Genomic DNA, 14566 nt, shown 5'->3' on the forward strand with positions numbered 1-14566 from the left:
TTAAAAATAGGGAATTTAAAACCAACCGTTTGAAAAAGAATGAGTTAGCTAAAAAGCTCTTTAAAATGAGCTTTTACCTCGAATAAAGTGGCCTCTGCCATGGTGTCAAAACGAAGGTCGGCATGCCCCAAACGATCTTCAGGGCCAATCCCGACGCTATGGAACCCACCTGCCTTGGCGGCATCAATTCCGCTTTCTGCATCCTCAAATACAATGCATTCATCGGGCTGAAGGCTCATTTTTTCAGAACCATATAGGAAAATATCCGGTGCAGGTTTGCTTTTGGAAACACTGTTGCCATCGCCAATAACATCAAAGTAGCCGTTGGCGTTCAATTGTTGAAGAACTTTTATGGCATTTTTACTGGCACTTCCCAGGGCCACGCTAAACCCTTCTGCTCGCAAATGGGTCAGCAGTTCTTTGGCACCAGGGAGATAATCTTCTGGTGTCATATGGTCCAAACTGGCTACATAAATATCGTTTTTCTTTGTAGCCAATTCTTCAAGTTTACTTTCTTCAAGTGCGGTTTTGTTATGGTCCAGAATAACCTTGATGGAATCCATTCTGGAGATTCCACGCAATTTATCATTCACATCGCGGTCAAATTTCCAACCCATTTCATCTGCCAAGCTTTTCCAAGCTTCATAATGCAGTTCGGCTGTATCCGTGATTACCCCGTCCAAGTCGAAGATGAATCCCTTAATCATAGTTTGGTGTGTTTAGGAACGCAAAGAAATGACGAAAAATGTTAAGAAAAAAACTACTTTAGGTTATTTTCGATGTATGATTTGAATTCACCTTTCTGAGCCGATAGAATCTGTGAAGTGCTTTAAACATTGATGCAAAAGAGCAATTCAGAATCATTCTGATAGTGGATTTTGACCAGTTTGAATTTTTTTGAAAACTTGTCGAAAATATCCCGAAAAAGATACTTTTTCAACTGCGGCAAATTGCTATTTTTGCCCATGCATAACAACGTACTTATCCTAGACTTTGGCTCGCAGTACACCCAGTTGATTGCACGAAGGGTTCGCGAGCTGAACATTTACTCAGAGATTAAACCGTATAACAATCCACCAAAGGATCTATCCAACTATCAAGCCGTTATTCTATCTGGTTCTCCCTACTCGGTGAGGGCGGAAGATGCTCCCCACCCAGATTTATCCGAAATCAAGGGAAAAAAGCCGCTGTTGGGTATTTGCTATGGAGCGCAATATCTGGCCCAATTCAATGGGGGGAACGTGGCCCCATCTGCAACTAGGGAATACGGAAGGGCCAATTTATCCTATGTAAGGGAAAATGAAACTTTTCTGGAAGGATTGGGAGAAGGAAGTCAGGTTTGGATGAGCCATAGTGATACCATTAAAGAACTGCCACAAGGAGCTAATCGTTTGGCCAGCACCCATGATGTGGAATTTGCCGCCTTCCATTTGGAAGGAGAGCAAACCTATGGTATCCAATTTCATCCTGAGGTATACCACACTACGGACGGGAAAAAGCTATTGGAGAATTTTTTGGTGAAAATAGCAGGATTAAAACAGGATTGGACCCCGGATGCGTTTATTGAAACAACGGTTGCTGAACTGAAGGAGAAAATTGGCGATGATAAGGTAATCCTTGGGTTATCTGGAGGGGTCGACTCCAGTGTGGCGGCCATGCTGCTCCACAAAGCCATAGGCAAACATTTGCATTGTATTTTCGTAAATAATGGTCTGCTTCGTAAAAATGAGTTCGAAAGCGTGTTGGATCAGTACCAGCATATGGGACTCAATGTTAAGGGAGTAGATGCTTCGGCACGTTTTTTGGACGCCTTGAAGGGTGAATCGGAGCCCGAAAAGAAAAGAAAGATCATTGGTAGGGTTTTTATTGAGGTTTTTGATGATGAGGCACATAAGGTGGAAAATGCCAAATGGTTGGCACAAGGGACCATTTATCCGGATCGCATCGAATCGGTTTCCGCAAGTGGTGGGCCCTCGGCAGTGATAAAAAGTCACCATAATGTTGGCGGACTTCCGGATTATATGCAACTGAAAATAGTAGAGCCACTGCATTTATTGTTTAAGGATGAAGTGCGAAGGGTTGGAAAAAACTTGGGTATGGATCCTGCCATTTTAGGTCGACATCCTTTTCCTGGTCCTGGACTGGGTATTCGTATTTTGGGTGACATTACTGCGGAAAAAGTGTCTATTTTACAAGAAGTCGATGCCATTTTTATTGATGGATTGAAAAAATGGGGACTTTATGATAAGGTATGGCAGGCCGGAGCAATGCTTTTACCCGTAAATAGTGTAGGAGTGATGGGAGATGAACGCACATATGAAAAATGTGTGACCCTTAGAGCTGTCGAAAGTACGGACGGTATGACCGCAGACTGGGTAAATTTACCCTACGAATTTTTACAAAAGACCTCAAATGATATAATAAATAAGGTCAAGGGCGTTAATAGAGTAGTGTATGACATAAGCTCAAAGCCACCAGCAACTATAGAATGGGAATGAAAAAAATTATAACATCACTGGGTTTTCTGGCCTTTTTATTGGCCTCTTTCCAAGTATCTGCACAGAAGTATGCCACGCATGCCGTTAAGGAAGGTGAAACCTTGCAGAGTATTTCGCAACAATATAGGGTAACCCCTTATACCATCTTGCAGTCGAACAAGGAAATTAAAACAGCCGAAGATGTTAAGGTCAATACCATTTTGATCATACCATTGGATGGTTCCGCTGTGACAACGGAAACCCAACCACAGGAAAATGACCCGAAGGAGCAGATAAGGCCTATTAGCTTTTCAAGACATAGAGTAAGAAAAAGAGAGACCCTTTTTGGTCTTACCCAGCGGTATGATATTACAGAAGAACAACTTAAAAAATACAACCGGCAATTGTATGCCGAACCTTTAAAGAAGGGAATGGTGCTTCAAATTCCAAAATTCCCAGAACTTACCGAAGAGGAAGAAAGGGCGTTGGATTTTGAAACGTATTTGGTGCAACCAAAGGAAACACGTTGGAGTATTGCCCATAAATATGGAATTACGGTCGATAGTTTGGTAACGCTTAATCCAGATTTGGACAAAGGTTCCAGTCATCTGGCCATTGGACAAGAACTAAAGTTGCCAAGACCCAAAGGTGATAGCTTGGAAGATCAGCAGGTAGATTTGTTTACCTCGTTCACGGTGCCCGCAAAGCAAACACTTTATAGTTTAGGAAGGGAGTATGGAATTCCATCTGATTCCATTGTGAAGTTGAACCCTGAAATTATGAAGCAAGGCGGATTGAAAGAAGGAATGGTGCTGCGATTACCTAAGAAAAGGGATACTTCAGGTGATGTTAACACTGAAAACTTCATTTTTTACGAAGTCAAACCAAAGCAGAACATCTTTAGGCTGACACAGAATCTGAATGTAACGCGACAAGAACTTTTCGATTTAAATCCGGAATTGGAAAATGGCCTTAAAGCGGGAATGGTATTAAAGTTGGCGAAGGCCAAATCGGAGGGTCTCGAAGTCAAAAATGCGTTGGTGTTGGATAAAATTAACTTAGTTGATAGCATTGATGTTCAGAATAGGCCAAAACTGGTTTTTATGCTTCCGTTCCGTTTGGATAGAATTAACTTCAATGATTCCAAGAAAACGTCAAACCAAATAAAAACAAGAAGGGATTTGGCCCTTAGCTTGGGCTTTTATTCCGGTGCTATGGTAGCATTGGATTCTATTAAGAAAATGGGTGTTTCTGTTGACGTAAAAACCTATGATACGGAACTTAATCAAGCTAAAGTCAAAGAAATTTTATTCAGGGAAAACCTTTTAGGGGTCAATGCCATCATTGGCCCGGTGACGGCCAGTGCCCTGGATGAGGTGGCTGTGCAGGCAGCAGGAAAGGATATTCCGGTTATTGCTCCTGTTGCCTCCGAAAGTCAATTGAGTCACGGAAATGTGTTTTATTCCGTTCCAAAGGAGGATGTCCTTCGGGAAAAAATGCTATCCTATTTGAAGAAAATCCATACGGATGAAAATGTAGTGATTATAGCAGATTCTACCCATCAGGTGGCTCATGATTCCATATTGTCCAAATTTCCAGCGGCTGAGATTGCCAAGATCATAGACAACAAATCCCTGCACTTAGATCGGTTTCTTATTCAGTTATCGGAGGAAAAGGAGAACTGGGTCTTTGTGGAAACGGATCAGCCCAACATGGTCTCAAGTGTGAGTTCCATTCTAAACTCGGCGATTACGGAGGAAATGTCCGTTCGCATGTTCACTACCAACTACAGCAGTGCCTTTGAAAGCGATGCCATTTCCAGTACGCACTTGTCCAATCTACGTTTTGCGTATCCGTCGTTTTATAGGCAAGCAGGTTCTGATGCCTTTACCAAGGCCTATGAAAAAAAATATCGTGGTTTAAAACCGGATAGATATGCCGTGAGGGGATTTGATCTCACTTTTGATGTTTTGTTGAAGCTGGCCCACAAAAACAATCTTTTTCAAACCTCACAGATTGTGGGGTTAACGGAGTATACCGGTAATAGCTTCAATTACTTCAATGAAATGGCCTCTGGATACTACAACAAAGCTTCCTATTTAATGGAGTACGATAGTCTACGAATCAAAGAAATAAAACTGGATGACCTCTAAAGTAACCTACACGGGCGGATTAAGAACCACATGCCTACATTTGCGATCTAATAACGAATTTATCACTGATGCCCCGGTGGACAATAATGGTCTGGGACAGGCATTTTCACCAACAGATACGGTTGCCACAGGTTTGGCCAGTTGCATGCTAACCATGATGGGAATCAAAGCCAGGGATTTGGAAGTGGACCTTGCCGGTTCCACTGCTGAGGTAACAAAACATATGGCAGCTAATCCCAGACGTATATCAAAGATTGAGGTGAAGATGGAATTTCCGTCCAATGTTTCCGACAAGCACCGTAAAATTTTGGAGAATACAGCAAACACCTGTCCGGTCCATTACAGCTTGCATCCCGATATTGAAAAGGTAATCGAATTTAATTGGGTAAAATAATAACCATACTATGCTGCTTGCTATTTGGTTTTTTGGGTTTGGGCCAAGAAATTGAGGAAGGAGTATTATGGGATGCCAACACACTTTTAAAGTGGTCCGATTTTAAGGGAAAGGTGCCTCCGGCTGCAGAGCCAGCCGCCACTACGGCCAGTGGAATCAGTTATCGTTATTCGGCGAATCTGATTCATCATGAGGTAAAACTGGATTTTGAGGTAAATGCCTATTTCTATCCCAATGAATCTTGGTATAAACCCGAAGTCTGTGACGACCTTATTCTAAGTCACGAGCAATTGCATTTTGATATTGCGGAACTGTTCGCGAGAAAAATGAGGGATAAATTAAATCGAACATCGTTTTCTGACAATGTAAAACAGGAAATAAGGGATATTTACCGGGATATATTAAAGGAACTGGAAGATTTTCAGGATCAGTACGATTGGGAAACCGGGTTCTCACGTAACGCCGAAAAACAACTGGAATGGAACCGCAAGATTGCAAAAGCCTTGGGGAAAGAATAATGTACCCTATTTGATTTTTCCATCATGGAAGCCGGCTCGTTTCCATTTGCCAGATTCCCTTACCCATAAATGGGTGACCCTATAACTGTTAGTTACTATTTCTCCTTCTGATTTTTGACTTACTTTGACCCTGCCAGTGACTATTGCACTTGTACCGTGGAGTACTAATTCCAATTCATCCATTTCATATTGCAACACTTCCAGGTTTCCATTATTGATTTTTGAACTCCTCTTTTTTAGATAACCAACCCAGGCTTCCTTGCCAAAGGATTTGGAGGATCCATTGGAATGCACATAATTGGATGTAATCATGGATTCCAAAATAGCAACATCTCCATTTTGAAATGCTCTGTTGAATTTATGTATGGAGGTCAACAGTTCGTCCTTTGCCGCTTCCCTGGTTTCCGTAATTGATTGCTGTGAAACGCAAGGGGTTAAGCATAGTATCAGGAAGACAAAAAAAAGGAATATTGATTGCTTCATTGCTGGATGGTTTAGCATTGTTCAAAAATATTGGTGCCGGTTTCACCCGGTCTGGACTTCCACTCAAAATGTTCTGTTAGACGAATTTTGTTTTCGGGACCATGGGATAGCTCGGCTTTGGACATACCATTGTCCAGCTTACCATCAATTTGCAATTGGCAATAACTAAAGTGAAGTATGGATTCCTGTACGCTACCAACCAGAAAACCCAATTGTATCTGACCCCCAGAATAAGTTGCCTGAACGAGGTTTTCCTTTTGAGAAAATTGAAACAAGGTTTCATGATTGACCACTCCATTGGGAGCTGTTCGTATAACTTTCATTTGTATCTGGTTCAGATTGAACTTCATAACCTACAAATTGGTTTGGGTAACGGATTAGTCCAAACTTTCCAAAGTTATGTTCCGGAAGATGATTTTTCCTTTTCCGGCTGCTTGAAGCCCGATATGTCCCTCTACCAAACTTGTATCGACATGATTGGCGGTCAGGGTGTCATTGACCCATACGCTTATTTGGTCCCCTTGATTCCGAATTCGATACGTATTCCATTGATTCAAGGTGCTTACCCTTGCCAAGGGAACGGCCTTGGTTACAATGGACCCGGTTCTAAACTCTTGATTGGGATGTAAATCCCAAATATTAATTTCATGACAGTCCTTTGCATCAATATTTAAGGTTTTGCAACGTAAAAAGACCCCTGAATTTATGGTGCTATCCGGGTGAAACTCCAGGTTCAGTTCAAAATCCTTGTATGTTTTTTGGGTCATTACAAACCCATTGCCTTCTGTAATACTGCCCTCAAGCGCACCATCGGTAAAAGACCATGAAGCGTCTCCCTCTTTTACCCAGTCTTTGGTGTTTTCCTGAAAAAGGATTTCCCTATTCTGACAAGAGCTGGTTAGTATTAACGTTGAAATAGCCAATAAGAAAACAACTGATTTATTCATGGAATTATATGGTTTGATACTGGTTTGTTGGTAATTTTTTAGACGTCGCAACGCATAAATCCATCTTTAAGGGCTTCAATTTTATCATCCCAAGTAGTGATAAACTCCTGGGCCACATAACCCTTGAACCCAGTGTCCAAAATGGCCTTAATGATGGCTGGGTAGTACAATTCTTGGGTCTCGTCAATCTCGTTTCTTCCCGGTACTCCGGCTGTATGGTAATGGCCAAAATAAGGATGATAATTTTGGATGGTCCTGATAATATCCCCTTCCTGAATCTGCATGTGGTATATATCGAACAGCAACTTAAAGTTGTCACTGCCCAACCGTTTGCAAAGTTCAACGCCCCATAATGAACTATCGCACATATAATCTGGATGGTTTACCTGGTTAAACAATTCCATTTGGATGACGACCCCATGTTCTTCCGCCAAGGGCATTATTTGAGCTAGCCCATCCACACAGTTTTGTAGCCCAACATAATCGTTCATACCCCTGCGATTACCACTGAAACAAATCAAATTCGTATACCCCGCTTCGGCTACCTTCGGAATTACATCCGTATAGTTTTTGATAAGGGTCTCATGGTATTGGGGGTCGTTCCAACCTTCTGTAAGACTGATTTCCGCTCCGTTGCACATGGAGCAGTGGATGTCGTACTTTTTCAACAGGGACCAATCCTTGGGTCCGATAAGGTCAATGGCTTTAATGCCCAGTCCATTGAGCACTTTCAAAAATTCCTCTAGGGGAAGATGGTCAAAGCACCACTGGCATACGCTATGGTTCACATTATGCTTTAGCTCAAAATCCTTGATCGGTTTTTGTTCTTTGGCATTGATTGAAGTGGTGGCAAGACCAGCGGCTCCTGCAGCTGTGGTGGCTATGAAATTTCTTCTTTTCATGAGTGGGTATTTGGAATAGGAAAGATACTATTTTTGTTCGAAGCGATGGAACTCAAACCCGATTCAAAAAAATTGTTGGAACTGGCCCACTACAGAATGCCATTTGGCAAATACAAAGAACGGTATTTGGTAGACTTGCCCTTGGCCTATTTGGTCTGGTTCAGGCAAAAAGGATTTCCATCTGGAAAACTAGGGGAATACCTGACCACAATGCTCGACATTAAGGAAAATGGATTGGAGCCGCTCATAAGAAAAATCCAGAAAGAATTTCCAAAGGAATAATCCAGAATTCCGAAGGCAATTTGTACCTTTACACCCCGTAATAGAAATCCCAATATGTCACAGACCAAGTACATTTTCGTTACGGGGGGCGTTACTTCTTCCCTAGGAAAAGGAATTATCGCTGCTTCATTGGCCAAGTTGCTTCAGGCCAGAGGTTATCGCACCACAATCCAAAAATTGGACCCCTATATCAACGTAGATCCAGGTACCTTAAATCCCTATGAGCATGGAGAATGCTATGTCACCGATGATGGAGCGGAAACGGACCTGGACCTAGGACACTATGAACGGTTTCTAAATGTCCGAACCTCTCAGGCAAATAATGTCACTACAGGTAGAATTTATCAAAGCGTTATAGAAAAGGAGCGTAAAGGCGAATTTTTGGGCAAAACAGTTCAGGTGGTGCCACATATTACTAATGAGATTAAGGAACGCATCCAAATCTTGGGTAAAAGTGGGGATTATGATATTGTAATCACAGAGATAGGCGGTACCGTAGGTGATATCGAATCCTTACCCTATATCGAAGCCGTAAGACAGCTTCTATGGGAGCTTGGTGATAATAATGGTATTGTGGTGCATCTCACGCTAGTACCATTTTTATCCGCTGCAGGCGAGTTGAAGACCAAACCAACCCAACACTCCGTAAAAACCTTGATGGAAAGTGGGATCAAAGCAGATATTTTGGTCTGTAGGACGGAGCATCAGATTTCCGAGGACATAAAGAGAAAATTGGCCCTCTTTTGTAATGTACGCAAAGAAGCTGTTATCCAATCTATTGATGCTTCCACTATATACGACGTACCTGTTTTGATGCAGGAAGAAGGTCTTGATAAAGTTGCGCTGGAAAAACTAGCCCTTCCCAACGATGTGGAACCAGAATTGGGACAATGGAACCAATTTCTGGAAAAACACAAAAATCCAAAACACAAAGTGGTCATTGGACTTATTGGTAAATATGTGGAACTGCAGGATTCCTATAAATCCATTTTGGAGTCCTTTATACATGCCGGAGCAGCGAACGAGGTTAAGGTGGAAGTGCGTTCCATTCACTCAGCACATTTATCGGCCAGCAACATTGATAAAAAATTAATTGGACTTGATGGCTTACTGGTGGCGCCGGGATTCGGCGAACGTGGCATAGAAGGCAAGATTTTAGCAGTTCGCTACGCGCGTGAGAACGATGTTCCTTTCCTGGGCATCTGTTTGGGCATGCAAATGGCCGTTATTGAGTTTGCCCGAAATGTTTTAGGATTGACAGATGCAAATTCTACAGAGATGTCACCTAATACACCAAATCCAGTTATAAGTTTAATGGAAGAACAAAAACTTGTAACGGATATGGGCGGTACTATGCGGTTGGGCGCATGGGATTGTCAGCTTGCGGATGGAAGCCTTGTACACGAGGTATATGGGACTACCGACATTGCAGAACGACATAGGCACCGCTTTGAATTTAACAATGTCTACAAAGAACAAATGGAGGAAGCGGGGCTTAAGGCAACCGGATTTAACCCCAAAACCGGCTTGGTGGAGGTCATAGAGATTCCGTCGCATCCTTGGTTCATTGGGGTACAATACCATCCAGAATACCGAAGCACGGTAGCAAACCCGCATCCGTTGTTTGTAGGTTTTGTAAAAGCGGTGTTGGCGCAAAAACAGCAACAAACTAATGCCAGTTTGGCATAAACTGCGGTTTTGGACATATATTTGCCACCTGAAAAACGCAGATTGGTTTTTCACTAAATAACTTTCATGGAAGAAAAGAAATTGGATATCAATTCCATTATTGGATTTGTGTTGATTTTTGGAATACTCATTTTTATGTTCTATCGAAATCAACCTACACCAGAGGAATTGGAAGCTCAAAAGGTAGAGCAAGATAAAATTGAGGCAGCCGTAAAGCAGGAAGAAGAGGAAAAGAACCCCCAGATAGAGACTCCGGCACCCATTAATTTACAAGATTCTACGGCGGTGGCCGATTACAAGAATACCGTGGGGGCCTTTGGTTTTACCTCGACCACGGAAGGAACGACAAAACTGGAAAACGAGGTATTGTATTTGGAGGTTTCCAATAAGGGAGGGCAGATTATAGAGGCAAAGATGAAAAATTTTGTGACCTACGATTCTGTCCCTGTGTATATGGTAAAAGATGGCAATGCAAATTTTGGCATCAATTTTACAACATCGGACAATCGGGTTTTGAATACGGCCGATTTGTTCTTTGAACCAGCATTATCCACAAGTGGTGATAATAAGGTGCTTTCCATGAAGGCCAAGGTTGCCGAAAATCAGTTTTTGGAATACCGTTATGAGATGAAGCCCAACGATTACCTATTGGACTTTACTATTCGTTCCCAAGGCTTAAATGGGGTCATTAACGCTAGCCGGCCCATTGACATGCAGTGGGATTTAAAAGGTATAAGACATGGTAAAAGTGTGAAGTACGAAAACAGATACACGCGTTTGACCTATAACCATGAGGATGGAAAAATCAGTAAACTTTCTGAAAGCAGTGAATCCGATGAAGAGACTGAGGAAAACATTAAATGGTTGTCTTATAGACAGCATTTTTTCAGTTCTATCTTAACTTCTGATTCCCATTTTAAGACTGCGGAACTAAGCTCACAAAATTTGGTTGAGGAAGAAAGCAAGGAAACCAAATTTACCAAGATTTATAAAACCAAAGCCCCCTTAGAGCTTCAAGGTGGGGAGTTGTCCCAAAATATGCACTGGTATTATGGGCCAACAGATGTTAAGATTTTAGAGCGTTATGAAAACTTGGGATTGGCGGATTCAATCCCTTTTGGTTGGGGAATTTTCGGATGGATTAATCGGTATATATTTACCCCATTCTATAATTTCTTGAGCTCTTTCCTGCCATTTGGAATCGCCATTATTGTAATGACCATTTTGGTTCGATTGGCCTTGTCTCCTGTGACCTATAAATCCTATCTCTCACAAGCCAAGATGAAGGTCTTGAAACCCGAGATTACGGAACTTAACGAGAAGTTCAAAGACAATGCAATGAAGAAGCAGCAGGAAACCATGAAGCTGTACAATAAGGCAGGGGTGAGTCCTATGAGTGGATGTATACCGGCATTGTTGCAGCTTCCAATTTTCTATGCCCTGTTTATGTTCTTCCCGACTTCATTTGCATTACGACAAAAGTCTTTTCTCTGGGCGGAGGATTTGGCTTCGTATGATTCCATTTTTGAGTGGACAAACCATATTCCCGTGATTTCAAGTTTTTATGGAAACCATGTGAGTTTGTTCCCCATTTTGGCGTCCATTGCGATTTTCTTTTACATGACATTGACAACCGGACAAACCATGCAAATGCAGCAGCAGCCCGGTATGCCAAATATGAAATTCATCATGTACCTTTCTCCCCTGATCATGTTGATTTTCTTTAACAACTACGCCAGTGGGTTAAGTCTATATTATTTTGTGTCCAACTTGATTACCATCTTCATTATGCTGGCCATCAAGAACTATATTTTGGATGAGGACAAGATTCATGCGCAGATTCAAGAGAACAAAAAGAAACCCAAAAAGGAAAACAAGTTCCAAAAGAAAATGCGGGAAATGATGGAACAGGCGGAAGAACAAAAAAAGTCTGGCAGAAGATAAGCGTTTATTAAAAACAAAAACTCCCCCAGTCGCTTGGGGGAGCTTTCACCATTGAAAGGTATAGTTTGGAAAGATTTGGGACTCCAAAGATGCCACATAAAACCAGCCCAAAAAATTAATAGTTGTCAAACGGCCTTTTTTTGTATGGTAAAGAGACCACTTTTGATGTGTCATCGACGAACGGTTTAAGCTTATAGATAAAGGAACTCCCTTAAGTTGGATTAAGGGAGTCCTTTTGTAATATTTGACCTACAAAACCAACGGTCAAACACGTTTTGAATTAATGAAGAGCATCCAAAACTTCTCTTGGCAACAACACTTTGTCTATGATGTGAACTATACCGTTGCTTGCTTCGTTATCTGGACCTTCAACTTCCGCATCCACATGGGTCTTATCCCGGATAAAGACACCGTGATTGATAATGGCGAACAAGGATTCCCCCTGCACCGTATGAAGTCGTTGGTGATTGTACAGATCTGTTGAGGCTACTGCTGCTCCAGACACTACATGATAGGTCAGGATTTTTGCCAGCAATTCTTTTTCGGCCTCGGTATCAAAGTCTTCCAAACTGTTGTAATCGTCTCCTAATGCATGTAATAAATCTGCAAAGGCTTTGTTGGTCGGAGCGAATACCGTGAATGGACCATCTCCACTCAATACGTCAACCAAACCGGCATCGGCTTGGATAAGTGCATTCACCAACAAACTCAAATCATCAACAGACTGCGCTAATTCCACAATGTTTGGAGTAGGGGGGAATAGTATATCCAAAGCCTCTTGCGGTAAAAGTACTTTGTTGATGACATGGACTACTCCATTGCTGGCTTCAACATCTTGAAGCACAACTGTGGCATTCGTGTCCGTGGCATCTTCAATATGAACGGTTCCATTTTTAATGTTGATACCTACATTTTCGCCTTGGACTGTGGGAATGTGTTGTCCATTTGATAAATCAGTGGAGAAAGCGGCCGTACCTGCCACAACATGATAGGTAAGTACTTTTACCAATATGGCAATCTCCTCATCGGTGTCAAAATCACTGAGGCTGTGGAATCCTAGCAAATCCAAAAGATCCTCGAAAGCTTTGTTCGTAGGTGCGAACACTGTGAAAGGACCATCACCACTTAGCGTTTCCACAAGTCCAGCGTCGGCAGCAATAAGTGCATCGACCAACAAGCTAAGATCATCAGTTTCTATGGCTATTTCCACGATGTTTTTAAGTTGCAAGGACGCTACAAAATCAATAGCCACCTGAGGCAGTAGTACCTTGTTGATTACGTGTACCACTCCATTGCTGGCCTTAACATCTGGAAGTGCCACCTTAGCATTTTCGTGTGAAGCGTCTACAACATAGACATAACCATCTTTAAGGCTTATGCCGACATTGTCTCCCTGAACAGTTGGGATGTGCTGTCCATCCGATAAATCTGCGGAGAAGGCAGCAGTTCCGGCAACCACATGATAGGTCAAGATTTCGACTAGCAAATCCAATTCTTCTTGGGTGTCAAAATCACCAAGACTATTATAATCGTCTCCCAAAAAATCCAGTAAATTTCCAAACGCTTCATTGGTAGGAGCAAAGACCGTGAAGGGTCCTTCTCCACTCAACGTTTCAACAAGTCCCGCATTGGCAGCGATAAGCGCATCAACCAAAAGACTTAGGTCATCGGTCTCCACAGCAAGCTCAACGATGGTTTTAAGCTGCAGGGAAGCTACAAAATCCAAAGCCGCCTGAGGCAATAGTACTTTGTCAATAGTATGGGCCACACCATTAGAAGCTAAAATGTCGGTGTCGGTTATGTTGGCGTCTGTATCGGAAGCGTCTCCAATAACAAAGGTTCCGTCGTTGTCAATGATGGCCAGGGCATTATCGGGGAATGCCGTAGCGACTTCACCTGCCGCTAAATCGGCTTCCAAAACCTGGGCCGGAATCACATGATATAGCAAAATGTTCTTTAGCAGCTCTATTTCTTCGGGAGTATCAAAATCGTCAAGACTCATATAGTCATCGCCCAATACCATAAGCAATGCTTCAAAAGCATCGTTTGTAGGGGCAAAAACGGTGAAAGGGCCATCGCTGCTTAGCGTACCTGCCAAATCAGCTTTGAGGACTGCTGCCTCCAACAAGGAAAGTGCCTCTGTAGCTACAACAATATCCACCAATGTGCCTGTCCCGTTTAAGGCGGTAATAATTTCCTGCGGAAGCAAAACTTTGTTGATGACATGAACAATTCCGTTGGAAGCAGCTACATTGGGCAGTGTGACTTCGGCATCCATATCCGTAGCGTCTCCAATAAATACTCCACCATCTAAGTTTACGGTAACATCCTCGCCTTGTACGGTGGCAATCATTTGTCCATCTGATAAATCACCAGAGGCGGCAGCGATTCCTGCTACCACATGATACTGTAAAATAGTTGCCAAGAGTGCCCGTTCTTCCTCTGTATCGAAATCTTCAAGAGAGTCAAAACCGTCCAGACTTCCTAATAGTGCAGTGAAGGCTTCGTTTGTAGGGGCAAAAACAGTGAAAGGTCCATTTCCGCTTAGAGTACCTATTAAATCGGAATCTTCATTTTCGTCCGCTTTTGTCAAGGCGGCTACCAAAGAACTTAAAACATCTGTTTCCTGGGCTGTTTGAACAATGTTTTTGGAAATCTCATCTTCTGCAAACAGGGCGACTTGGTCATCTTCTGTTTCACAGGAATACAGTGAAAATAAAGCAAGAGCAATCATCAGGAGAAAGCTCCTAGGTTGTAAAATTGTTTTCATTTTAATA

General features: G+C 42.4%; 13 protein-coding genes. 7 read left to right on the forward strand and 6 right to left on the reverse strand.

Annotated elements, in window-relative coordinates; all coding sequences use genetic code 11:
* Positions 1–44: 44 nt before the first annotated feature.
* Entirely contained in the window at positions 45–707 is a 663-nt protein-coding gene (gene pgmB, locus BUC10_RS14880) for a beta-phosphoglucomutase (protein ID WP_073181096.1), read from the reverse strand.
* 258 nt (positions 708–965) lie between these two features.
* Here pgmB and guaA point away from each other — a divergent pair, with 258 nt between their 5' ends.
* From guaA to BUC10_RS14900, 4 genes are read left to right on the forward strand one after another with little or no spacing between them, the layout of a single operon-like run.
* Positions 966–2498: a glutamine-hydrolyzing GMP synthase gene (gene guaA, locus BUC10_RS14885; protein ID WP_073181097.1), complete on the forward strand. Its 1533-nt coding sequence runs from the start codon at positions 966–968 to the stop codon at positions 2496–2498.
* A complete protein-coding gene (locus BUC10_RS14890; RefSeq protein WP_084732683.1) occupies positions 2495–4630 on the forward strand; it encodes a LysM peptidoglycan-binding domain-containing protein in 2136 nt (711 codons plus the stop codon). Before guaA ends, BUC10_RS14890 begins: the two co-directional genes overlap by 4 nt.
* Entirely contained in the window at positions 4620–5024 is a 405-nt protein-coding gene (locus BUC10_RS14895; RefSeq protein ID WP_073181099.1) for an OsmC family protein, read from the forward strand. Before BUC10_RS14890 ends, BUC10_RS14895 begins: the two co-directional genes overlap by 11 nt.
* Complete coding sequence (locus BUC10_RS14900) at positions 5012–5542, forward strand: DUF922 domain-containing protein (protein WP_073181100.1); 531 nt, start codon at positions 5012–5014, stop codon at positions 5540–5542. The genes BUC10_RS14895 and BUC10_RS14900 overlap by 13 nt, the downstream gene beginning before the upstream one ends.
* 6 nt (positions 5543–5548) lie before the next feature.
* Here the strand turns inward: BUC10_RS14900 and BUC10_RS14905 are convergent, their stop codons facing one another.
* Genes BUC10_RS14905 through BUC10_RS14920 form a run of 4 tightly spaced genes read right to left on the reverse strand, consistent with a single transcriptional unit; the run spans position 5549 to position 7874 of the window.
* The gene (locus BUC10_RS14905) at positions 5549–6025 is read right to left on the reverse strand and encodes a nuclear transport factor 2 family protein (protein ID WP_165614917.1); all 477 of its coding nucleotides are present in this window, start codon (positions 6023–6025) and stop codon (positions 5549–5551) included.
* A gap of 11 nt (positions 6026–6036) precedes the next feature.
* Complete coding sequence (locus BUC10_RS14910; protein WP_073181102.1) at positions 6037–6375, reverse strand: avidin-fold protein; 339 nt, start codon at positions 6373–6375, stop codon at positions 6037–6039.
* Positions 6376–6402: 27 nt separating this feature from the next.
* Positions 6403–6972, reverse strand: coding sequence for a 3-keto-disaccharide hydrolase (locus BUC10_RS14915; RefSeq protein WP_073181287.1), 570 nt, complete (start codon positions 6970–6972; stop codon positions 6403–6405).
* 38 nt (positions 6973–7010) lie between these two features.
* The gene (locus BUC10_RS14920; RefSeq protein ID WP_073181103.1) at positions 7011–7874 is read right to left on the reverse strand and encodes a hydroxypyruvate isomerase family protein; all 864 of its coding nucleotides are present in this window, start codon (positions 7872–7874) and stop codon (positions 7011–7013) included.
* A 45-nt stretch (positions 7875–7919) separates the two neighbouring features.
* Between BUC10_RS14920 and BUC10_RS14925 the strand changes: the two genes are divergently transcribed.
* The 3 genes from BUC10_RS14925 to yidC all read left to right on the forward strand — a co-directional run bounded on the left by BUC10_RS14925 (position 7920) and on the right by yidC (position 11789).
* Positions 7920–8156 carry a DUF3820 family protein gene (locus tag BUC10_RS14925; protein WP_073181104.1) on the forward strand — a complete coding sequence of 79 codons (237 nt, stop codon included), beginning with the start codon at positions 7920–7922 and terminating at the stop codon, positions 8154–8156.
* Between the two features lie 54 nt (positions 8157–8210).
* The gene (locus BUC10_RS14930) at positions 8211–9845 is read left to right on the forward strand and encodes a CTP synthase (protein ID WP_073181105.1); all 1635 of its coding nucleotides are present in this window, start codon (positions 8211–8213) and stop codon (positions 9843–9845) included.
* Between the two features lie 66 nt (positions 9846–9911).
* A complete protein-coding gene (yidC, locus tag BUC10_RS14935; protein ID WP_073181106.1) occupies positions 9912–11789 on the forward strand; it encodes a membrane protein insertase YidC in 1878 nt (625 codons plus the stop codon).
* A gap of 280 nt (positions 11790–12069) precedes the next feature.
* Here the strand turns inward: yidC and BUC10_RS14940 are convergent, their stop codons facing one another.
* Positions 12070–14559, reverse strand: coding sequence for a fasciclin domain-containing protein (locus BUC10_RS14940; RefSeq protein ID WP_084732677.1), 2490 nt, complete (start codon positions 14557–14559; stop codon positions 12070–12072).
* Positions 14560–14566: the final 7 nt, after the last annotated feature.

The sequence above is a fragment of the Flagellimonas flava genome (assembly GCF_900129665.1).
GTDB classification, from domain to species: domain Bacteria; phylum Bacteroidota; class Bacteroidia; order Flavobacteriales; family Flavobacteriaceae; genus Flagellimonas; species Flagellimonas flava.